Source organism: Paenibacillus sp. FSL K6-1330 (assembly GCF_037976825.1).
Lineage (GTDB): Bacteria > Bacillota > Bacilli > Paenibacillales > Paenibacillaceae > Paenibacillus_AQ.
The window spans coordinates 4,033,462-4,056,153 of sequence record NZ_CP150269.1 but is presented as its reverse complement, the minus strand read 5'-3'; the positions used below and the strand labels follow the sequence as shown (position 1 = coordinate 4,056,153).

The 22,692-nt window shown below is 47.2% G+C and carries 15 protein-coding genes and 1 pseudogene; 13 read left to right on the top strand and 3 right to left on the bottom strand.

The window, feature by feature from the left end:
* Positions 1-20 precede the first annotated feature (20 nt).
* The 6 genes from NYE54_RS18150 (at position 21) to NYE54_RS18125 (ending at position 11,780) form a co-directional block, all read left to right on the top strand.
* Complete coding sequence (locus tag NYE54_RS18150; RefSeq protein ID WP_339265091.1) at positions 21-1,751, top strand: histidine kinase; 1,731 nt, start codon at positions 21-23, stop codon at positions 1,749-1,751.
* A gap of 12 nt (positions 1,752-1,763) precedes the next feature.
* Positions 1,764-3,446: a response regulator gene (locus tag NYE54_RS18145; protein WP_339265089.1), complete on the top strand. Its 1,683-nt coding sequence runs from the start codon at positions 1,764-1,766 to the stop codon at positions 3,444-3,446.
* Between the two features lie 96 nt (positions 3,447-3,542).
* The gene (locus NYE54_RS18140) at positions 3,543-4,817 is read left to right on the top strand and encodes a Gfo/Idh/MocA family oxidoreductase (protein WP_339265087.1); all 1,275 of its coding nucleotides are present in this window, start codon (positions 3,543-3,545) and stop codon (positions 4,815-4,817) included.
* A gap of 298 nt (positions 4,818-5,115) precedes the next feature.
* On the top strand, positions 5,116-8,154 hold the full coding sequence (locus NYE54_RS18135; protein WP_339265086.1) for a DUF4855 domain-containing protein: 3,039 nt from the start codon (positions 5,116-5,118) through the stop codon (positions 8,152-8,154).
* Between the two features lie 464 nt (positions 8,155-8,618).
* On the top strand, positions 8,619-11,600 hold the full coding sequence (locus NYE54_RS18130; protein ID WP_339265084.1) for an NPCBM/NEW2 domain-containing protein: 2,982 nt from the start codon (positions 8,619-8,621) through the stop codon (positions 11,598-11,600).
* Between the two features lie 9 nt (positions 11,601-11,609).
* Complete coding sequence (locus tag NYE54_RS18125) at positions 11,610-11,780, top strand: DUF4855 domain-containing protein (RefSeq protein WP_339265083.1); 171 nt, start codon at positions 11,610-11,612, stop codon at positions 11,778-11,780.
* A 141-nt stretch (positions 11,781-11,921) separates the two neighbouring features.
* Here NYE54_RS18125 and NYE54_RS18120 read toward each other — a convergent pair whose 3' ends face one another.
* Positions 11,922-12,620, bottom strand: coding sequence for a MerR family transcriptional regulator (locus tag NYE54_RS18120; RefSeq protein ID WP_339265081.1), 699 nt, complete (start codon positions 12,618-12,620; stop codon positions 11,922-11,924).
* Positions 12,621-12,771: 151 nt separating this feature from the next.
* Here NYE54_RS18120 and NYE54_RS18115 point away from each other — a divergent pair, with 151 nt between their 5' ends.
* The 5 genes and pseudogenes from NYE54_RS18115 to NYE54_RS18095 all read left to right on the top strand — a co-directional run bounded on the left by NYE54_RS18115 (position 12,772) and on the right by NYE54_RS18095 (position 16,283).
* Entirely contained in the window at positions 12,772-13,266 is a 495-nt protein-coding gene (locus NYE54_RS18115) for a DUF6022 family protein (protein WP_339265079.1), read from the top strand.
* A gap of 61 nt (positions 13,267-13,327) precedes the next feature.
* Positions 13,328-13,582 (top strand): annotated as a pseudogene (locus NYE54_RS18110) (Virginiamycin B lyase); the annotation flags it as partial.
* 750 nt (positions 13,583-14,332) lie between these two features.
* Positions 14,333-14,659: a hypothetical protein gene (locus tag NYE54_RS18105; RefSeq protein ID WP_339273551.1), complete on the top strand. Its 327-nt coding sequence runs from the start codon at positions 14,333-14,335 to the stop codon at positions 14,657-14,659.
* Between the two features lie 229 nt (positions 14,660-14,888).
* Positions 14,889-16,115, top strand: coding sequence for a copper amine oxidase N-terminal domain-containing protein (locus NYE54_RS18100; protein ID WP_339265078.1), 1,227 nt, complete (start codon positions 14,889-14,891; stop codon positions 16,113-16,115).
* Between the two features lie 12 nt (positions 16,116-16,127).
* Positions 16,128-16,283 (top strand): hypothetical protein, encoded by a 156-nt coding sequence (locus tag NYE54_RS18095; RefSeq protein ID WP_339265076.1) that lies wholly within the window; start codon positions 16,128-16,130, stop codon positions 16,281-16,283.
* Between the two features lie 287 nt (positions 16,284-16,570).
* Here NYE54_RS18095 and NYE54_RS18090 read toward each other — a convergent pair whose 3' ends face one another.
* Both NYE54_RS18090 and NYE54_RS18085 read right to left on the bottom strand, forming a co-directional pair.
* Positions 16,571-18,310: a sigma 54-interacting transcriptional regulator gene (locus NYE54_RS18090; protein WP_339265074.1), complete on the bottom strand. Its 1,740-nt coding sequence runs from the start codon at positions 18,308-18,310 to the stop codon at positions 16,571-16,573.
* An 85-nt stretch (positions 18,311-18,395) separates the two neighbouring features.
* A complete protein-coding gene (locus NYE54_RS18085; RefSeq protein WP_339265072.1) occupies positions 18,396-19,316 on the bottom strand; it encodes a proline dehydrogenase family protein in 921 nt (306 codons plus the stop codon).
* Between the two features lie 191 nt (positions 19,317-19,507).
* Here NYE54_RS18085 and pruA point away from each other — a divergent pair, with 191 nt between their 5' ends.
* A complete protein-coding gene (gene pruA, locus NYE54_RS18080) occupies positions 19,508-21,055 on the top strand; it encodes an L-glutamate gamma-semialdehyde dehydrogenase (protein ID WP_339265071.1) in 1,548 nt (515 codons plus the stop codon).
* Positions 21,056-21,202: 147 nt separating this feature from the next.
* A complete protein-coding gene (gene rpoN, locus NYE54_RS18075; protein WP_339265069.1) occupies positions 21,203-22,513 on the top strand; it encodes an RNA polymerase factor sigma-54 in 1,311 nt (436 codons plus the stop codon).
* Positions 22,514-22,692: the final 179 nt, after the last annotated feature.

The window sequence follows — 22,692 nt, the reverse complement described above, 5'->3', positions numbered from 1 at the left end:
CGGGCACAGGAGAACAAACGATGAAAAGTATATTCTTTTTACAGGATTCCTCTATATTCAAAAAAATAATGGCTGCCTTTTTGGCGGCCTTACTTCCGCTTATGGCTGTTACCTGGTTGATTAATGAGCAAGGGGCTAATCATATCCGGAGTGAAATATCCGATTCGATATTGAATACGACGCGGTTTTATATAGACTCCCTTGATAAGGAAGCAGACCGGATTAGCCGATATTTGCCTAACTACGTCATGGACAGGGATTTAATGGAAGTGGCCGCGACAGGCGAGCAGATGAACTCCTATGAGCGGTCGTATAAAATATTGGATATTCAGCACCGCTTGGATTTAATGAAAAACTCCAGTCCGTTTATTCGTGAGGCGAAGGCGTACATTCCTCAAATCGAGCGTACTGTGCTGAGCAACAGCTTTGAAACCAAGCTGAATGCAGAAGAATATGAAGCGATGCAGCCAGACAAGAAGCTCTATACGGAGCCCTTTATTTATTGGCAGGATCGGCTGTTTATTACGATGCAATACCCTGCAGGCAAAAAGGACCCGCTCTATGTGGTAGGCGTAGAGCTCTCAACCGGCAAAATGAAAGAAACATTAGCGCAAATCGGCAATAGTAGGGGAGGCCAGAGCGTATTGTTTAATCTGGAGCGCGGCTGGGAAATCAATAGCGGCTCCGACCTTGAATTGCATGATCTGATGAAGCAGCTGGCTTTTGAAAAGCAGGCAGCAAAAATGGATGAAGGTTATGATACGATCCATTATAAAAATAAGCGATTTCTAACCGTATTCAAGTATTCCAGCCTCTGGAATTCATACATGATAACGAGCATACCGGAAGAGATGATTCTCGGTTCGCTCGAGGTATATAAAGCTTTGTTTTGGTGGGCTTGCGTGCTTGCTGTTTTTATTTTTTTATTCTTTACCTATTTTTTAATCCGGTTAATATACCGTCCGTTGATCAAACTGGTGCGTTCTTTCCGCCGCATGCAGCAAAACGAGCTGGAGCCGATCTTGATTGACCGCAGGAAGGATGAGTTCGGCTATTTATACCAGGCTTTTAACGATACCGTGAAATCTTTGAAAACACTGATTGAGGAAAATTATGAGCAGCAAATTCGCAATCAGCGTTCGGAGCTAAAAAGATTGCAATCGCAAATTAATCCTCATTTTTTATATAATTGCTTTTTCGTGCTTTGCCGTTTGATTAAATCCGATAGCCAGAAGGAAAAAGCCTACCAGTTCTGTTTATACATCGGGCAATATTTTCAGTTCATTACTCGCCAACATGATGACGACATCCCGCTGGAGATGGAGCTTGAGCATTCCCGCACTTATGTGGAGATGCAGTCGATCTGTTACGGGGATCGAATCCAAGTGCTGTTTGAAGTCGAAGCCCAGCCGATTGAAGTCCCCCGTTTGATTTTGCAGCCTATTATTGAAAATGCTTACAAGTACGCCCTCGGCAATATGCGTGGCATGGGCGAGCTATGGGTGCACAGCAAGCTGCGAAATGATGCTTTATACATTTATGTAGAAGATAACGGCGAGTTCATTACAGACGAGGAGATCGAAGCGCTTGACAAGAGGCTGCGTTATTCAACCAACCAGATTGAGGAGACAACCGGCCTGCTTAATGTTCATCGCAGAATTCAGCTCCGTTATGGAGAAGAGTATGGGATTACCGTATCACGCTCTGAGCTTGGCGGGCTTCAAGCTATTATTAAACTGAGCATGAGCTAAGGAGGAATCGCCATGTACAGGCTTTTAATCGTGGATGATCTGCCGATTATTGTAGATGGTCTTCTGGAGTTGTTCGAGAAGACGGAGCATTTGGACCTTGAAGTCATGAAGGCCTATTCCGGTGAAGAGGCGCTTGCGGTGCTGTCTCATCACCGGATGGATATTGTGATTTCGGACATTAAGATGTCCGGCATAGAGGGGATTGAGCTTCTGCAGGAAATCAAATCACAGTGGCCGAAGTGCAAAGTTATTTTATTGACAGGGTACAATGATTTTCACTATGCGAAGAACGCCCTTACGTTTGGCGCTTTTGATTATTTGCTGAAAGTGGAAAGCGACGAGAAGATCATTTATACCGTTGAACGGGCCATAGAGGAAATTGAAGAGGAACAGGATCAGGCGCAAATGATCTTGCGTGCCCAGTCCAAAATGAGAATAGCGATGCCTTCCTTGCAGAAGGAATATATTTGGGGCTTATTTCAAGGCAAGACGATGACGGGGCAGCAGCTTCGGGACGCTTTTGCGGAAATGGACATTCCGCTTGACGCATCGCTGCCTGTCTATTTACTGATTGGCCGGATCGATGCCTGGAAGGAAATGTTCACGGCGCCGGACAAGGCTTTGCTCGCTTACGCTCTTCAAAATATCGGCGATGAGTATTTATCCGCCCATGTGCGCTGCTTCTCCGTCGTATTTGATATGAACAAAATGGCATGGATCTTTCAGCCTAAAGCCGGCCCGGAGTTAACGACGGATACCGGTACTATGGAATGGACCAGGGCATACCGCTACGTGAGCGGCAATTTGGAGACGATACAAGCTACCAGCAAAAAGTTGCTGAGCCTCTCCGTATCTTTTCTTATTGGCAGCGAGGCTGTCCCGTGGAATCGGCTGTCGGATCGTTTTCATGCGATGAAATACGGTCTTATGCAAGGCCATGGCTTGTTCCATGAGGTCATCATGACAGATAAAGATATTCAGAAGTCCGAAGAAAAAGAGAAGGCGAACAGCTATCATGACAGCTTTTTACACGCTCGCGTACAGCTGCTGATGAGCTGTCTTGAAAATAATCACCGCGAGCAGTTTAATCATCTATTTGTTGAATTGACAGACATCTGGAACGATCCGGATACTCCTTATGAGCGCAAGATTGAGTTGTACCATTTCCTATCTGCGGTATTTCTGGCGCATTTGCACAAAAATAAAGATATGCGAGACTATATGAATACCCAGATTAATTTGGATATGCTGTTCCGCCAGGAGGAGACCGCTTCATGGACGGAGCTCATTCCATACTATTGGCAAGTTGCGGACTGCTTTTTTGAATGGAATGCGATTAGGGGAACAGAGCTGCCGGCGGAGGTCGTCAATAAGGTGCATCGGTATATAGAGGAGCATATTGCGGGTGATATTTCCCTAACCGCTCTTGGGGATTATGTCAGCTTGAATCCATCCTATCTATCAAGGCTTTACAAGCAGATAACAGGAATTGGACTCTCTAAATACGTAAATGATTACCGCAATGTCATTGCAAAGGACATGCTGCTCAATACATCCATGAAGGTCAATGAAATTGCGGCCAAGCTCGGCTACAATTCAGCGCTTGCCTTTATCCGCTTCTTTAAAAAGCAAAATGATATGACACCGCAGGATTTTCGGACGGCCCGCACCGAAACGATGCAGCAAGGTCAATAAATGTATATGGAATGTAAGCAATGATCTATTTTGATGCGCGGAATCACCCCTTACAATGAAATTATGATGCAATTGTATAGGCAAGGGGGAAGAACATTGAAGACATTAACAGCTGTACTATTAGGCGCAGGCAGTAGAGGAAGATACATCTATGGACCGTATGCGGAAAAATTTCCGAATGAGCTGAAGTTTGTTGCCGTAGCCGAGCCGGATGATGAACGCAGACAACGTTTTGCAGAGATTCATCAAATCACTGAAGAACACGTTTACAATTCGTGGGAAAAAGCATTCGAGCAGGGGAAAATAGCCGACGTGATGATCATCTCCACGCTTGATCGGATGCATTATATCCCAGCAATGAAAGCGCTGGAGCTTGGCTACCATGTCATGCTAGAGAAGCCGATGTCACCAAATGTGCAGGAATGTATAGAACTGGAGCAAGCTTCACTTAAGCATAAGCGTTTGCTGGTGGTCACGCATGTGCTTCGCTATTCCCCGTTCTGGTCGGGCATCAAGAAATGCATCGAGGATGGGGAACTGGGCGCAATCGGCACCATTCAGCTGACCGAAAACGTAGGCTATCACCATATGGTTCATAGCTACGTACGCGGCAATTGGCGCAATTCCGAGGAAACAAGCCCGATGATTTTGGCCAAGTCCTGCCATGACCTGGACATCATCTCCTGGCTGATGGATGAGCCGTGCACAGCGGTCAGCTCCTTTGGCTCATTGCTGCATTTTAAAGCCGAGAACGCGCCCGAGGGTGCAACGGACCGCTGCATCGATGGTTGCGAAGCGGAGAGGGAATGTGCCTTTTCGGCGATTAAAATGTATTTGGAGCAACCTGCCGATCATTGGGCGCGCTATATGACGCACGATTTATCACAGGAAGGCATTATCCGGGCGCTTAAGGAAGGACCGTTCGGCCGCTGTGTCTATCGCTGCGATAACAATGTTGTTGACCATCAGGTCGTCAATATGGAATTTGCCACCGGCGCCAACGCTAACTTTATTATGTCGGGATTAACCAAGAGCGCTACCCGCCGTGTGCAGATTATGGGCACACAGGGAGAGATCATTGGTGACATGGATAAGGGCTCATTTATACTGTACCGCTATGCGACGGGCGAAGAGATTGAAATTAAATGCAGTGTGCAGGGAGACGGCCACGGCGGAGGCGATGAGCGCATGGTGGGCTCCTTCCTCAAAAATGTACATAAGTTCGACCGCAACCCGTCTCAAGGCCTCACATCGGCTACAGCTTCCTTGCAAAGCCATTTGATAGCGTTCGCTTCCGAACGATCTCGCTTGGAGCAAGGCAGAAGCATAAAGCTGACAGAGATGTATGAGAAGGAAGAAGCGGGAGTTTAATTGTTGAAACCTGTGGAACTATTCGGCAAAGGCAAATAGAACAGAATTACTTGCCGTGCAGTAACCATGGCGGACATCCGCGGCGTCGGGGGTTTGGAAGTGCGTACCCCGGACGCCGTACAAGTTCGCGAGCAAAGAAGAAGGAAATGGGGAATATGAATTTTAATTTTTGAAAGCGATTCCAACAAAGACATTTGCCAGATTTCTTGAAAGGGGGGATCGATTCAGGTATTCATCACAATGCGGTAAAGATTTCAGGCATTTCTTTCAGTTGAGAACAAAAAAGGAGTTGACCAAAATGAATTTGAATAAGAAATGGGGAACCGTCCTGATGGCAGCCGTATTGCTGATGGCCCCGGTTTCTGCGGTCCAGGCGAAAACGCCTGTCCCGGAAGTGATGATTGCACAGGCAGGCGATGCAGGCCAGCCGGAAGGAAATGAGGAAAGAAATCCACAGTTCGTACCAGATCTACCGACGGATGCTGGGGAACCAGCAGCGGAACAGGCAGGATCAGCTCCGAGTCCAAACCAAGTGGCAGCATCTTCAGCAGTGGAGGAGACGCAATTCCGCAATCTTGCGGGCGGCCTACCTTATGAATGGTCTGAGGAGCCAGACGCGTCGCGTCCTGACGGCGAGTACAAGCTTACGGATGGAAAATACGGCACATTGGATATGAATGACCCGGCATGGGTAGGGCATCAGCGTGGAAAAACGCGGGAAGTCGTCTTTGATCTCGGTGAGGAAAAATCAATCGGAAAGATTACAGCACACTTTTTCCAAGATTATCCTACCAACTCGATCCTCGTACCTTTGACGGTATCCATGTATGTCTCCGACGATAAAGAAAATTGGGGACTGTTGTCCCATAACGCCACCCAGCTGCTCTGGGGGGAAGGTCCGCCAAGACAGGAGACCTTTGAATGGGACGGCAGCCGGGATGGAATCAAAGGTGGGAATACGAACGGCAAGCTTGCTTATGCCCGTTATGTCAAAGTCACCTTTACGATGCATCCAACACAATGGTCATATATTGATGAGATTGAAATTCGGGGTACCGATGGACAGGCTGACGGGGCCGTAAAGGTCCCTGCCGAGCATCCGCAGTTTATGGCCCCGGGAGAAGCCACTGGAGGCATCCGCAATCTCGGACTGCTTTATAACGGACAATATCCAAATGGTCTGGGTGATTGGAACAAGGAACGGATCATCCCTAATATCAGTTATGTAAATAAAGATGGCGAGCCTGTCGACTGGCTTTTTGACGGGATATTATATCTCGGACTGGCTTCGCCTGCCGGCCGTGACTTCGGTGTCGGGCAAACGATCCTGGAGGACTGGAATTGGTATTTGGACAAAACCTTCGCAGCCGCAGGGGATATGCAGCAGTTAAATGAGGCTACAGTGGAAGTCGGATCCAAGCTGAATCAGCCTGATCATAAAATGAAGGTTGTGCTCATGATTCCGAACCCGGGGGAATACGTAAACGACTTTGGTGACGTTGACGGTGACGGGGTATCCGAAAGCTTCAGAGACTCGGTTGTCGGCAAAGAGAAAGCGCAAGAAAACCGGATAAAAGTGATGCAGTGGTGGCTGGATCAGGTCCGCCAAAGATGGCAGGATGCGAACTATTCCAATCTGGAGCTTGTCGGCATGTACTGGCTGGAAGAACAAATCAGCACAAGTGATACGGGCCCGGATTTGATTAAAGCAGTAAGCGGAAAAGTCCATGATATGGACCTGAAATTTTTCTGGATTCCGCATTCTTTGGCATACAAAGCGTTTATGTGGAAGGACGTTGGCTTTGACAACGCTGCCTTCCAGCCGAACTATTTCTTCGAGGACATGGGCTACGACCGTCTGGAGGATGCCGCCAACCTGGCGAAGCAATACGGCATGACCAATGAAGTCGAGTTTGATGACCGGATGTTGACCGACGGCGTGTTCCGTGAGCGATTTATCGACTACTTGAACAGCGGCGTTGAAACCGGCCTGATGCAAAACGGATTCAGAGCTTATTATCAAGGGAATAATGCCGTTTACAATGCGGCGGTCAACCAAGATCCTTCCAATCGCATTTTGTATGACTGGTTGTATCAATATGTGAATGGAACATATCAAATAAATAATGCGGCTCCGCCAGAGGCAGCCGTGCAAATAAATGGACAACCTCTTCAAAGTGGTGCCGTGGTAAATGAAACAGAGCCGTTCCAGTTTACGTGGCAGTTAAAGGATGACGATGGCGTGACGAAAGTGACGGCTCAGTTTGACGGCAAGCCTTATACGGCTGGAACAACCATAAATCTGTCGGGTGCACCCGGAAAACATGAATTGGTTATTACCGTAACGGCGGGCAAGTCGCAGAAAACGTCTTATATCATCGATGCCAGTGCAAACGCGGACAGCATGAAAACATTGGTGAACCGATTTGTAGAACAAAATCAATTTACGAATGCCGAAGCGCCTCGTTCTTTGAACAATTATCTAGAGCTAATGAAACGCTACGAAGGAACGGATGCGACACAGTTTGACAAATATCTGAAAGGATTTAACGCGGAACTTGATATTTTGTTGAAAGATGGCGTTATAAAAGAAACGGCGTACAACGCGCTGAAGGAAGACGTTTATTACCTCATTGGAAACTTGGCGCAAAATAAAAAGGCGGAAGCTTCTTCGGTAGAAGGCGGCAGCCCGAATTATCAACCGGAAAAAGCAGTAGACGGATTCCCAGCGACAAGATGGGCCAGTGATTACACGAATAATAGCTGGTACCAGGTCGATCTTGGCGAAACCAAGGAATTTGATACCGTACGAATCAGCTGGGAATTTGCGCGTGCTAAAACCTACAAACTTCTTGTATCTGACGATAAGCAGAACTGGACCAACGTGGTCAAGGACAATGACGGAATGATTACGGCACGTGACGGAAAAGAAACGGTTCATTTTGAGCCGGTCAAAGCCAGATACGTCAAATTTCAAGGCCTCGAAAGAAATACGGATTATGGTTACTCCTTCTATGAGTTTGGCGTGTACAACCTGGCGGGAGGCGACGGGGTAACCCCGATCGACGGCGTAAGAGCTGTAGCAGATGTCGGCGCAGGAAAATTGACGATTGATGGTCTGGTCATGGATGGAAGCAGTCAGTCCGAAGTGAATTTGAAAGTGCTCGATTCGAAAGGGAATGTTCGGTATGAAGGCCAGACGACAAGTACAGTAACAGGAAGTTTCCAATTCACGATCAAGCTTACCGGTTTTCTAAAAGGAACCAACGTTGCCTATCTCTCAATGGACGGTATGTCGACTCCCGTGAAGTTTACATTTGAATACAAGCCACAGTGAATGATGATTATTTCTCGGGCAAGCGCAGAATTCGATAACAAACGGCTTGTTTTCGTTGATTTCGGCCTTGGACCAAGGCATTTCATGACAAATTCTGTTGCAGCGTGATGCAAATAGCATGCGGTATACAACGTATGAAGAAAAGAAACGTGGGAATGATATAGGTTCTTATAGGCCATGTCCAGTTCGGATATGGCCTTTTTTTCGTGTATCATTTTCTATTTTTTTGCGATTTTCACGGACAATACGTCTCATATAGCATACGAAAAAAATAGTACAATACATCAAATTATGCTGCTTGCTCTCCTGTAAGTCCCCCTTTATCATAAGTCCATGCGGAAGCGTTTTCAGCATGGCCGTTACGAAAGTGTTCTCCAAATGGTTTGTGCCGGATGCCGCGAAAGGAGGGATCAAAGATCTAGAGTTCCATACGAGAATACAATAAAAGAAAGGATGATATGTCAATGAACAAACCTCGGTTTCAAAAGTCGTTGGTAACGCTTTTGTTTTTGTTTACACTGGTCATTGGTTTGTTAGGATTCAATCAATCACAAGCCTATGCGCTTGACAATGGGCTTGCAAAAACGCCTCCGATGGGCTGGAATGGTTGGAACGCCTTTCATTGTGACGTTAATGCCGATCTCGTGAAGAAAACGGCTAAAAAGATCGTTGATTCCGGGATGAAAGAAGCGGGCTATGAATACGTCAACATCGATGATTGTTGGATGCTTAATCAACGCGATGCAAACGGCAATTTAGTTCCCGATCCGGAGAAGTTTCCAAACGGGATGAAGGAAGTCGCCGATTATGTTCACTCTCTCGGTCTGAAAATTGGTATTTACGCAAGCGCAGGTACCACGACTTGTGCCAATTATCCGGGGAGTCTCAATTATGAAAAGAAAGATGCCCAAAGTTTTGCTGAGTGGGGAATCGACTATCTAAAGTATGATAATTGTGGCGACCCTCTGGGGCAACCGATACAGGAACGCTATTCGAAGATGCGCGATGCGCTTGCGGATACAGGGCGGGACATTGTTTTCAGTATGAGCGTTGGGGGAACCGATGATCCGTGGATATGGGGCAAGCAGGTGGGCAATCTGTGGCGGACAACAGGTGATATTAGTGATACGTATCTACGGATGTTAGTCCATTTCCTTAAGACTGTTGAACTGTATCCGTATGCTGGTCCGGGTTATTGGAATGATCCCGATATGTTGGAAATTGGCAATGGGGGCATGAGTATAGAGGAATATCGCACGGAATTTAGTCTTTGGTCCATAATGGCTGCGCCATTACTCTCGGGTACCGATTTACTGAATGCCTCCCAAGAAATTTTAGATATTTACGCCAATCGCGAAGTGACTGCGGTGAATCAGGATCCAATCGGAATACAGGGACGTCCCATCAAGATGCCAAACGACGGTACTTATGTATTGTTGAAACCGATGGCCAATGGGGACAAAGCCGTGTTGTTCTTCAACTCAACCGATGGTGCGTCAAATATGGAGATAAGTCTAAGTCAATTGGGCATACCAACCTCTGTCGACAATATGACCTATACGGTTCGGAATCTCTGGGCACATGAAACGACTACGACCACAGACAAAATCAGGGCTTCTGTTCCGTCTCACGGAATTATGATGTATCGCGTCAGTCCGGAAACGAGAAATGAGGTTTCAACTGACGGATTTAAGCGAGTTATCGATAATGACGGCAAAGAAATTTGGGTCAAATCGCTGTCTGACGGAAGCAAAATGATGACATTGGTCAACCGGACTACTGCAGCGACAACAATCAGTGCTGAACCGGAAAAATTAGGTTTTAAACCTGCTTCAGTTTATTTGGCTGAAGACGATTGGACTGGCCAAACAATGAGTTATGCCAGCAAAATCGTCTCCGATGTTGAACCATTTTCAGCGGTCACCTACCGTGTTACACCGGGAACACCGAACGGAGTGCCTGCGGCTGTTGGTATATCGTTTGACGGCCCTTCTGTTATAGCCCCAGGTGAAACCACAACGATCATAACAACGCTGACCAATTATGGAAGAGTGGCTGTTCATAACCTGGATCTCAATCTAAATGTACCGGAAGGATGGACAGTAATCCCCGCTTCGGACAACACATTTCAAACCATGCCACCTGAAGGCATAAACAATTCCGTTAAGGTGAGTTGGAAGGTGACGGTGCCTCAAGACGCTGGAGCTGGCTGGAGTCATCTTACAGCGGATGCCGCGTTCGTTTCTGGTGGGGAAATTCAGGGGCATGTACGCTCAGAATTTTCCGTGCAAGTCCCGTCCGCCGCTAAGGCGGAAGATACATTTCTAAGCGACATGCCATTTTTCGGCAACGTTTCAAACGGCTGGGGTCCCGCTGAAAGGGATACAAGTGTTGGCGGGAGTGGTCAAGGAGATGGCAATATGATCACCCTGAACGGTAAAGGGTATGAAAAAGGATTGGGTGTTCATGCATACTCTAAAGCTTCATTTTATATCGGTAAAAACTTTTCAAGGTTTATCACGGATATTGGACTAGACAGTGAGACTCAGGGGGGCTCTGTCGTATTTCGAGTGTGGGGAGACGGGCAAAAGCTCTATGATAGCGGCGTAATGAAAAGTGAGACGGATACCCAGCATGTCAATGTTGATGTTTCCAATGTTGATGTTCTTACGTTGGAAGTAACGGACGGTGGGGTAGGCAATGGTGCGACTCATGCTGATTGGGCGGGAGCTAAGCTGTTGAAAGAGGTGTTAATAGATGACATCAAGATCAACGGGGAATCCTTCTCAAGTTTTGATCACGTAACCAAAGATTACTACATGACATTTTTGGAAGGCACGATATCGGATGTACCCACGGTGGAAGTCATTCCGGCCAATAACGATGTCATGGTAGATATGTTACCGGCTGAACAACTTCCGGGTACCACCGTGATTACCGTCACCTCGGCAGATGGATCCGTGACGCAAACGTATAAGATTCATTTTAATATCACTCCACAATTGTATTTAAGCGACATTCCGTGGATATACGCGACGACTGGCTGGGGAACGATTCATCGAGATGCTAGTGTCGAAGGGAACCCGATTGAATTGTTAAGTGATTCGGGCGTTGTCACTTATGATAGAGGAATTGGAACGCATGCTAATTCAGAAATCATTTACGACATTGCTGGGAAAGGGTATGATCGCTTTCAATGCTATGTAGGCCTTGACCAGGAGGCAAACAGAAACGATGTCGGATCCGTAGCTTTTCAAGTATGGGCCGACGGTGAGAAATTGTTTGACAGTGGGACGATGAAAAGAGACACTCCGGCCAAGTTTATTGATGTTGATGTTAGTGGAAGGAAACAATTGAAGTTAATCGTTACCGATGCCGGCGATGGAAATGGCAATGATCACGCCGATTGGGCGGACGCCCAATTTATTGCTGACAAAGCGAAATAAATAACCAAAGTGTCCGCAACATTCGGCGGCAAAGAGAAAGCGTTCGAAAACCGGATAAAAGTGATGCAGTGGTGGCTGGATCAGGTCCGCCAAGGATGGCAGGAGGCGAACTATTCCTATCTGGAGCTTGTCGGCATGTACTGGCGAGAATTCGAAAACAAACGGTTTGTTTATCGTTGATTTCGACCTTGAACCAAGGTCTTTCATGACAAATACTCCTCGCGCCATGATACGGATAACTTATAGTTCCAAATAAATAAAAGCCATGGTCACAGCGATAATCCTACGTTGTTACCATGGCTTCGTTTATTAATCTATACACTACAATGGGTCTTTAATTAAGCGATATAGAAAATAGTGCGCTCGCATCTGGAGTTTGATCGTTTTGTGCAGGTAAGCCTGGATACTTTCAGAAAGCTTCATCGCATGCTCGATGTTCTCTAGATCTAAGCGTGCAATGGATTGTTTTAAGTTCACGGTTTCCTCGGAATAAACAGCGCTCTGCAGTACCTGAAACATCCTAATTTTAAATAGGTGTGCTTCATTATAAAGACGGTAATCGTTATCAGGGTCTCGCTTAGCCGTAAACAGGCCGCTTTGCTCCCAGTAACGGATTGCCGATTTAGGAGCCCCTGTCCGGCTGGAAACCTCGTGGATGCTGAAATGTTGGTTAAAGTCGTAAGCTTGACTACCTTCAGAATACGACTTCAATTCCCTTACCAGTTGATCTAAACTTGCTTTTTCCCGATGCAGCATGACCTCCCGATCCCTGACGATCCACAATGCGTCATTCAACTCATTTCGCCCAAGACAATGCATTACCTCGCTCGTTACTTCCATACCAAATCCGGCAGCCATGGCTTGAATACATGCCAGATAAGCTTCATGCCGTTCGGTATACATACGATAGCCATTTGAAGATCGAACTGCAGGAGGTATCAGCCCCTTCGCTTCGTAGTTCCGCAGGGTGCTGCTGCTTAACCCGTATTTTTCAGCCAGTTTTTTGGGTCGAAAGCCCATGTTATCCCACCTTCGTGAACAATGCACAACATTAAAACCGTTGTAATGTTATTCTTGATTATTTATTGATTTCCTTCAAATTTATCCTCTAACCTTCCAATTGGCTTACATGTTATATGATGGAGATAATCCAATTCAAGGAGGAGTATATATGACTGTAAAACCAGTATTCCGTTACGACATGACCATTGAGGAGATTGGCGGGGCAGGTAATCAATATATCGAATCGGTATGGAAAACACTATACGATTCGATGCTTGATGAGTTAACGATCGCTTTTCGTGAAATCGAGGATGCTGCCTATGGGCTTTATTTGGACCAGTTGATGCCCGTAATCTTTGATAGCCTTGAAGATGCAGGTTTTGAAGCAACGGAGCCCCTCAAGGAGCATGATTTTGTCATCGGGAGATGTTTGCTATTTCGCAATTCGCTTGAAAAATGGGGAACCGAGGAAAATAGGTCTAGAATTTTCTGGAACGTTATTCGTAGTAAGAATGGTCAACAACCTATTGGAACTCTATTGACGGAAATCCCTCATTCTCATCTGAAGTTCGACATTCCTAGGGCACCTGTACTATATTCGCTAAGCGAGCATGAGAGGGAACAAATCGCGCGAGGGATTCGACGGATTAAGGAATCAGAATAACGGAACAACGGGGCAATCGGATCGGATCGGGACTTGCGGTTTACCGAGTATCAAGCCAATAGCGCCTTTCCGCATGACGGAAGATCGGGAAGGTGCGATTTGGTTTACGGAAATGAATAGCGGCAGAATCGGAAGGTTAACCACATCGGGGGAGATGACCGAATTTGAGTTGCCTAATTCAGACTCATTTCCTTCATTTATTGTTCCCGGCCCAAACGGGGCATTATGGTTTACGCAGAATCGAGGTAATTCGGTCGGCAGAATAGCCACCGAAGGTGATGTAACAGAATTTCCAATTCCAACACTGAATTGTCGGACGACAAGAACATGAAAACTGTGTAAGTCGCATTCTATGCGGCTTTTTTCTTTTAAGTATATAAGTTCTTGTCGTGACTCGATGACAAGAGCTTCTAATTGAATAACATCAACAGATTATTTAGCTAAAGGACACTATAGTTGAAAAACACATCAACAAAGCCGAATAGCCTGATAGATCATTTTTGTAGCCATAATTGAGTCATTACAAGTAGAGGAGAATGATCTAATGTACCTCATATGATTCAAACAATCTTTAGAGAAAACATTAAAGTACTTCGATAATCTTTTTATATTGATATTAGGGAAATGAAGGGAATGTCAGTTTTATCTTTGCACTTGCATAAATGTTGTACACTTATATTGGAATCAAAAGGAAGCGGATTGTAATGGGAGCCCCTAGCTTCGTCATTATGAGTCGGGCGGTACATTGACAGATTCGGATTATCCGCTTCTTACGATATAGGCAGTCGATTGCGCACAACATGAGCTACATTATTTCGAGCAAACACAACCAAATGAAGACCGCCATTGTCGAGTGATTGAACTCAATCAAGTAAGGCCGCCTTTGAAGCTAACGCAGCACAGGCTCAACGGGCAGGCCCTGGCTGTGACGCATGTAACTGCTCACGAGTTGGGTGCAGCGACCTATGGGATCAGCACCTTACGTTGAGTACAATACATAAGGGAGTGAGGAGTGAGAAAATTGAAAGCTGTTAGTCCAGAACGCCAAACATTGTTGATAAAATCGATGCAGTCAACTTTAAGCAAACTCGAAAATGCCTACAAGAATATGATTGGGAAAGGATCAAACGCAACCCTCGTTAAGAAACGACTGGATGCAGTGAAAATCGCCTTAGATAGTCTAGAAAATGCTTGGCATGGAGCAGATTTTTCATACGAAAAGGAAAACATCCTTGAAGCCCGAAAAGTTATAATTGGTATTCTTCCATCTGTAGAAAAACAGCATGAAAACGCTAAAGAAGGTAGTCCTCAAAAGACATTACTTGAAAGACGCATTGCTTCTATTGAAGCAGCTATAGAAGCTCTTGAGGTTCACACAATAAATTTTAAGTGAAATGCGGCTCTCGGCGTAAAACGATACTGGATCAAGGAGCCTGTAGGATTACGCTCAAAAAATAACGCTGGAAACCGAAATTCCATATATAACTTGGAAGTATCAGAAGAACAACGACGCTTCGTTGCGTCGTTGTTCTTGTTACCAATTATTACATACCTTATAATCTCATAGTCGAACATTGCATGCACAGTAAGGAAAATAAAAAAATAAGATGAGGAAGTCACACATGAGAAAATTGCTAGTATGCACGTTAGCTATCATGCTATGTTTAGCTGCGTTTACCCCCGCTACCTACGCTTCTGAAGTCCGAGTATCCGTGGATGGCCGTGAAGTTCAATTCCCAGATGAACACCCATACGTCGATCAAAAAACCAACCTTACGATGGTTCCACTTGCTTTTGTATCCGACAAGCTCGGAGCTACTACGAAATGGAGCGGAAAATTAAAACAAATCACGATCTTGCTTAACCGTGACATCATTATATTGATGATTGGCGATAATCATGCACTGGTGAATGGAAAAAGAGTAGATTTTGAAGGGTCGGCGGTGCTCAAAAACGGTCGCACGATGGTTCCGCTTCGCTTTATTAGTGAAGCCTTGCATGCAATTGTGGATTGGCAACCTTCACTCAATCTGGTGAGCGTCATGACCTCAGTGGCTCGTGCTCCGAAAGGAACATGGATATGGGATAGCAACATCCTGAAACAGGATCAAGATAAAATTATAAGTTTTGCAAGAATAAAAGGGATAACGGATATTTACCTTCAGGTTGATAGAGACATAGATCCAGCAATATATGAGGGTTTTATTCGAAAAGCGAAGAGCGAAGGAATTCAAGTGGAGGCACTTGAGGGTCGTCCCGAATGGGCCTATAGGTCTAAGCAGGAGGATATTCAAAAATTTATAGCGTGGGTTAAAGCCTATAACGCCGCTGTTGGCCCGGAAGCAAGCTTTTCGGGATTGCATTTCGATATTGAACCTTATGCGCTAAGTGAATGGACGAAGGACAATAAGACGATTCTTGAATGCTGGATGGACAATTTGAGACTGATCGAGAAAGAAACCAAAGGGAGCGGCTTGAACATTGCGATCGACGTTCCGTTTTGGCTAAATACGATTAATGTACCGGGGAAGGATTACAGTATGAGCGCATGGATGCTAGAGAAGTTCGATTGCCTAGTCATCATGAATTATCGGAATTATGCGTTAGGCAGCAATGGAATTGTGAAGAATGCGCAGGCCATACTGAGAGAAGCCTCCACGTTGAAGAAGAAAGTTGTTGTTGCTGTAGAAACGCTCGAAAGCAAAGAGGGGCCGCGGGTCTCATTCTATTCCATGAGCAGCGAAGTGATGGAAAAAGAGTTGCAGTCCGCCCATAATCAATTGGCGCACTACACAAGCTATGCCGGCTTCGCCATTCACGATTTCAAAAGCTGGAAGGACATGAAATAAGAAGCTGCTTTTTTGCCTCTGGACAGATTATCGATCCCATCGTCGGAGATGTGGTGGTCGAACCGGTACGGCTTGCAACTCGGCGTAGCATCCAGCGCAATTTTTATAGCGATTGCTGCTGCCGGTTTGTATGGATTACAGAAACGAAAGCTTGAGATCCGTGATTAGCCTGTCAGAGGTTGAAATAACAAACAATGACAAGCTAGAGAAATAGAGTTTATTTAGCTAACTGGATACGGTAGTTGAACCATGATAAAGAGGCGGCTGATCAAACGATCAGCTGCCTTTCGTTTTTGGGAAATAATGAACAGATCAATACGATGGAAGTCAGCAAGAAAAGCAAGGTACAAGCGTGTATGATTCATAATTGGCTGATAATTCCATTATGTATGCAATTTTAGACATTCAAAATTGAAGTGTCCAAAATATTAGACATTCGTCCATCCAAGCTAGCTTCACAGTTTCAGCCGTTTGAGCTTGTTGTAGAGCGTAGCCCGCGAAATGCCGAGCTGCTTCGCCAGCGTGTACTTGTTCCCGTTGACCGCTTCAAGCGCTTCACGCATTAGGTTCCGTTCGTACTCGTCAAGCCTAGCCTGGTAAGTAGCACCGTTGATGGGTGCGGTGCTTGGACCAACATCCTCTCCCGGCTGCGGACTCTTATCGCCAGAATAAATATGGTCTGGCAAATATTCGCGCCGAATCTCTCCTTCGGTAGAGAAGATGACGAGGCGCTCAATGGTGTTGCGCAGCTCGCGGATGTTGCCAGGCCAATCGTAATGAAGCAAATCCTCGAATACCTCCGGCGTAAACGAATGGATATGGCGGCCATAAACGAGCGAGAATTCGTGAAGAAAGGACTGTGTCAGCTCGTAAATATCTTCTTTGCGGGCGCGTAAGGGGGGAACCTCCAAAGTTACGACGTTTAGCCGGTAATATAGGTCCTCGCGAAAGCTACCGTCATCAATCATTCGCTTCAAATCACGGTTTGTGGCCGCGATAATCCGGCAGTCGGCCTGCAGCAACTTCGTGCCGCCGACCGGGAAGTAACTCCGTTCTTGGAGCACGCGCAGCAGCTTGACCTGAAGATCAAGAGGCATTTCCCCGATCTCGTCAAGGAATAGGGTGCCGCCGCGGGCCAGTTCGATCTTCCCTTTCTTCCCTTTCGGGTCTGCACCTGAGAAAGCGCCCCGTTCGTAGCCAAATAATTCGCTCTCGAACAGTGCGGCTGGTATGGCTCCGCAATTGATTGCAATGAAGGGGGCGTTCATCGACTCGCGGGACTCGTGGATCGCCTTCGCGAATAATTCTTTTCCGGTACCGCTCTCACCCAGGATAAGCACCGTCGCTTTCGTCGAACTGATCTTCTTGATCGTTTCGATACTGTGTTTAATCGCGCGGCTCGTTCCCTTGATATGCTGAAATGGGTCTGCCGCAGGGTTCAGCAGGGCCACTTCCTTCTGAAGATGATGGACCTTGCTTGTCATCTGCAGCAGCTCTTGATGCAGCCGCATTTGGGTGGTCAGGTCTGATTCCGCCGCAACGGCGCCAATAATCCGATCCTCGAGAGTAACCGGATTCGAATTAATTAGGACGAACAGGTCGTGCCGCGGCCGATGCTGCATTTTATGGGCGGGCTGGCCGGTTTCGAGCGTGCGAAGAGACTGCAGACGATCGACGGGAAAGAAATCCGAAGCAGGCTTGCCGATGATATCCTCTTTCGGAATGGAGAATATATGCTCCGCTCCTGACGTCCAGACGGCTACACATCCTTCCTCGTCAATCAGCGTAATGGCAACGTCCGGGTCCAAGGTATCCAGCGTTGTTGCAAAATAAGCCTCCAGCACCCGGTGAGCCTGCACCACCGCATCCATAACATCCTGTGCGGAAAGGTAACCGACAGCCTTGCCGTCGTTAAGAACGATCGCCAATGAACAAGAGCTGAAGGCAGCAGAGACTTTCGTTAACGGATCATCTGTGTTTACTGTCTTGACGTTGATCAGGATATCTTGAACATTCAGAATGGTTTCGGCTGCCGATACAGGCAGCAGTGCATATTGACCGGACTCATCCCTGACAAAAACAGGGGTGAACTCGGCGGCCATCCGTGCACCCCGGATGGCTACAAGGTCAGTCAGATCTACAATTATGCAGTCCGTGCGGATGAAATGCTCCACGGCCGGCAATAGATGCTTCATTCGATTGCCCCCTATTTTATGGGAAATGTAAATGCTTACAATCTGGTACTAGGGCCATTATACCGGGCCTGTTTTCCAGTGTAAATCATTTGAACATATTTTTGACGACCATCCATAGATTAGCAGGCTTTTCTGCCAGACGTCGGGTGTAGTACGGGTACCACATGCTGCCGTAGGGCATATAGCAGCGGATTCGGTGGCCTTCCTTCGCCAATTGCGCCTGGTCGTTCATTCGCAGGCCGTACAACATCTGGAATTCGTAGGCATCGTTCGGGATGCCGTTCTTAAGAGCATATCCCTTGACCCAATCGATGATGCGATCATCATGCGAAGCAATGGCGGTGTACACGCCTTGGTCAAGGTGCATTTGAATGAGGTCTTTGAAGTTATCGATGACTTCGCTCATTTGCTGATAGGCAACGGATGCCGGCTCCTTGTACGCTCCTTTTACGAGACGGAGGTTTACACCAGCTTCAATCAATCGCTTCACATCTTCGCGTGAACGCAGCAAGTAGGCTTGAATCACAGTCCCGACATTGGTTAATCCCTCCCCGTGAAGGCGAAGAACGATATCGATTGTCGCTTGTGTAAAGGGAGAATCCTCCATATCGATCCGTACGAAATTGTTATCTTGTTCAGCTTGGATGACGATGTCCCGAATGTTGCTATAGCATGCTTTTGGATCAAGGGCCAAGCCCATCTGCGTTGGCTTCAGTGATACGTTGGAGTTCACCTTCCGCATGGCGATCCCATTAATTAAGCGTATATATTCCTCTCTGTAGCCTGCAGCTTCCGATAACTGTGTGATTCCCTCCCCCAAATGATCCAATGTGACGATGATCCCTTTCTCGTTCAACCTCTCAATTTCATCCAACGCTTCCTCCAAGCTGTTACCTGCAATGAATTTAGCTGCTAATTTACGGCCGTACCGAAGGGCAAGATGCTCGACCAGCTTATTGCCGGAAACTGATAATAATACTTTTCGATAGAGTTCAGTACTATCCACGGTTGATTTCTCCTTTCAGGCTGTCATTGCTCGTGCAATGAATCTTTACCAGGTTTAACTGCAAGCAAAAATCGTTCCAGACGAAAGAAACAAGCACAGTTGGCACGATAATTGCTTATTATCCAAGAGGACCGGTGGAATAGGGTTTGACGATTCTACCCAAATCACACGAAAAAGGGTGGGTAATAATTATGAGAACTGAATTCAGGAACGAGTCGTTTGTTAACTTTAAGGATGAGCGTAACAATGCGGAATATGACCGCGTACTTGAGCAGACGGAGGCAGGACTTGGCAAAGAGTATCCGCTAATCATCGGAGGTGAGCGCATCATGACTGAGCACAAAGCCGTCTCCATTAACCCTGCGAATAAAGCTCAGGTGGTCGGTATCGTATCTCAGGCGAATGTACAATATGCGGAGCAGGCAATGCAGGCGGCTGCAGCTGCATTTGAGACTTGGAAGCGGACTGATCCGAATGAGCGTGCACGTTATTTATTCCGGGCAGCAGCTATTTTGCGCCGGCGCAGACATGAATTTTCTGCCTTGATGACATTTGAGGCTGGGAAGACCCGGGTAGAAGCGGATGTTGAAACGGCGGAGGCGATCGATTTCCTGGAGTTCTATGGACGCGAGATACAGCGGCTTAGCCAGCCGCAGCCATTAACGGTTAGCCAGGAAGAAGAGAATGAGCTGTATTATCTGCCTTTAGGCGTCGGTGTCATCATTCCGCCATGGAACTTTCCATTGGCCATTATGGCAGGCATGACGATGGCTGCCGTTGTATCCGGGAATACCGTCGTCCTTAAACCGGCCAGTCCAACACCTGTCATCGCTGCCAAATTTATGGCACTGCTCGAAGAGGTGGGGTTGCCGTCAGGCGTCGTCAACTTCGTTCCTGGACCGGGTGGAGAGGTCGGCGATTACCTTGTTGATCACCCACTGACCCGTTTCGTCAGCTTTACAGGCTCCCGCGATGTTGGACTCCGCATCAATGAACGGGCGGCCAAGACGCAGCCTGGGCAAAAATGGATCAAACGTGTCATTGCGGAAATGGGCGGCAAAGATGCGATCATCGTTGATCAGGATGCAGACCTCGATCTGGCGGTGGACGCCATAACGCTGTCCGCCTTCGGTTTCTCCGGGCAGAAGTGTTCGGCTTGTTCCAGGGCTATCGTCCATGAGAAAGTCTACGACATCGTGCTGCAGCGTGTAGTGGAGCGGGCAAGTCAGCTGGTAATGGGTATCCCGGCAGCCGCCGCAACCGATGTAGGTCCTGTTATTGATGAAAAGGCATACCTCAAAATTCAGGAGTATATCGAAATCGGAAAACAGGAAGGACGCTTGGTCCTTGGTGGCGGCACAGGAGATCCGAACGGATACTTCATCGAACCGACGATTTTCGCGGATGTAGACCCGAATGCCCGGATTTCGCGGGAAGAAATATTCGGTCCGGTAGTTACATTCACGAAGGCGCAAACCTTTGATGAGGCGGTGGCGTATGCCAACAATACGGATTATGGCTTGACCGGTGCCGTCATTTCTCGTAGCGGGCCGAATCTGGAGACGGCAAGACGCGAACTTTTCGTTGGCAATCTGTATTTCAATCGCAAATGCACTGGCGCCTTGGTCGGAACGCATCCGTTCGGCGGATTTAATATGTCAGGCACGGATTCAAAAGCCGGCGGTCGGGATTATTTGCTGTTGTTTACGCAGGCAAAGCTGGTAGCTGAGCGCTTCTAGCAGGATGAACATCAAAACGCTCAACATATCATATATAGTCTAAAATATTAGACACGAAATCATGATGTTCATTTCGAATGTTTTTGAGTATAGTCAAGAGGGAACAGTATATTCATTGAAGAGAGCCTGCGGGAGGAGGAGAATCTGTTGCTGAGCTATCAATTAGTGCAAGACCAAAGCACGAAGCTGGCAATAACTCCTGAACTGAAGCAATCGATTCATATATTAACCATGTCCGCCGAAGACCTGGTCCGTTATTTACAGGAGCAGGAAGCTGAAAACCCGGTCCTTGAACTCGAATTCAGACGGGATTACGACGCTTATGGCTACAGGAGAAGGGCCACAATCAGCAATGGGTACGAGATGGACCCATTACGGAACGCAAGGCAGTCGCAGGACACGTTGGAGTCAAGGCTTAGGAGCCAACTGCGTATGCTCCCCTTGCCAAGGGAGGTATACCGAATTGCGGCATTTATGGCGGGGAATCTAAGGGATGACGGATATCTGGATATCCCGATCACCGAAATCAGAAGGAAGCTTGACGTATCAGAAGAGCTTATTCGGAGCGCCCATGAGGCATTGCAATCGTTAGAGCCTGCCGGTGTCGGCTGCAGAGATTTGAGTGAATGCCTGCTGCTGCAGATTAATAGAGATCCGGCGGCCGCTCCGTATGCGTATGAAGTCGTAGACCGGTATATGTCGGAGCTGGCATACGGGAAGCTGGAGAAGATCGCAATGGCTTTGAACATACCCATGGAGACGGCAAGGACGGCATCGGAATATATTCGCGGATTGAATCCTCGTCCGGGGCTGGCGTATGCCTCGTTCGAGCCAGAGTATATCGTTCCGGATGCGATCGTCGAATACTATGAGGGTGGCTTCATAGTGTCGATCCATCCGGAAAATCTCCCCAAGCTCTCCATTAACAACTCCTCCCGAGAATGGGTTAAGTTGCGGGGATCAGCCGAAGCCACTTCGTATTTGAGCAGCTGCGTCCGATCTGCCCGTTGGCTGGTTCGGAGCTTGGAGAAGAGGAACCGGACGCTGATGAGGGTCGTCAATGCCATTATGGAGGAGCAGGGACAGTTTCTGGTTGAAGGAATCAAGGGAATTGCACCGATGAAGATGAATACGATATCCACCAAACTGGACCTGCATGAATCGACCGTTAGCCGGGCGGTGAACGGTAAATTCGTACTTACGCCGCATGGTGTGCTCCCTCTGAAATATTTTTTCTCCGCTAGACTATCGACGACGGGCGGTAGCGGTGTATCCTCCCGGAGTGTTAAAGCCCGAATCAAGGAGCTTATCGACGCCGAAAATAAAAACATTCCCTATTCGGACCAGCATATGGCGGATATGCTGCGAGCGGAGGGAATCCGGCTGTCTCGCAGAACGGTTGCGAAGTATCGGGAACAAATGCAGATTATGCCCTCCTCATTCCGCAAGCGCAGATAGAAAAGGGTGTCTCGGATAGGTTTCCGAGACACCCTTACTTGGGTCCGCCAAGCATGGGCGATAACTTGGAGATGAAAATCTGTATATAGCCGTAAGCGCGATATTACAGCGTTCGATTACATATGAAAAGCTCGCACAGGCAGGATATTACGACTTTCCTGCGCAGTACGAGCGCATGC

Bases quoted from the DNA above. Each gene is read 5' to 3' on its own strand.
- NYE54_RS18150 (WP_339265091.1), top strand. From the start codon at position 21: ATGAAAAGTATATTCTTTTTACAGGATTCCTCTATATTCAAAAAAATA.
- NYE54_RS18145 (WP_339265089.1), top strand. From the start codon at position 1,764: ATGTACAGGCTTTTAATCGTGGATGATCTGCCGATTATTGTAGATGGT.
- NYE54_RS18135 (WP_339265086.1), top strand. From the start codon at position 5,116: ATGAATTTGAATAAGAAATGGGGAACCGTCCTGATGGCAGCCGTATTG.
- NYE54_RS18130 (WP_339265084.1), top strand. From the start codon at position 8,619: ATGAACAAACCTCGGTTTCAAAAGTCGTTGGTAACGCTTTTGTTTTTG.
- NYE54_RS18120 (WP_339265081.1), bottom strand. From the start codon at position 12,620: ATGGGCTTTCGACCCAAAAAACTGGCTGAAAAATACGGGTTAAGCAGC.
- NYE54_RS18115 (WP_339265079.1), top strand. From the start codon at position 12,772: ATGACTGTAAAACCAGTATTCCGTTACGACATGACCATTGAGGAGATT.
- NYE54_RS18105 (WP_339273551.1), top strand. From the start codon at position 14,333: ATGCAGTCAACTTTAAGCAAACTCGAAAATGCCTACAAGAATATGATT.
- NYE54_RS18100 (WP_339265078.1), top strand. From the start codon at position 14,889: ATGAGAAAATTGCTAGTATGCACGTTAGCTATCATGCTATGTTTAGCT.
- NYE54_RS18090 (WP_339265074.1), bottom strand. From the start codon at position 18,310: ATGAAGCATCTATTGCCGGCCGTGGAGCATTTCATCCGCACGGACTGC.
- pruA (WP_339265071.1), top strand. From the start codon at position 19,508: ATGAGAACTGAATTCAGGAACGAGTCGTTTGTTAACTTTAAGGATGAG.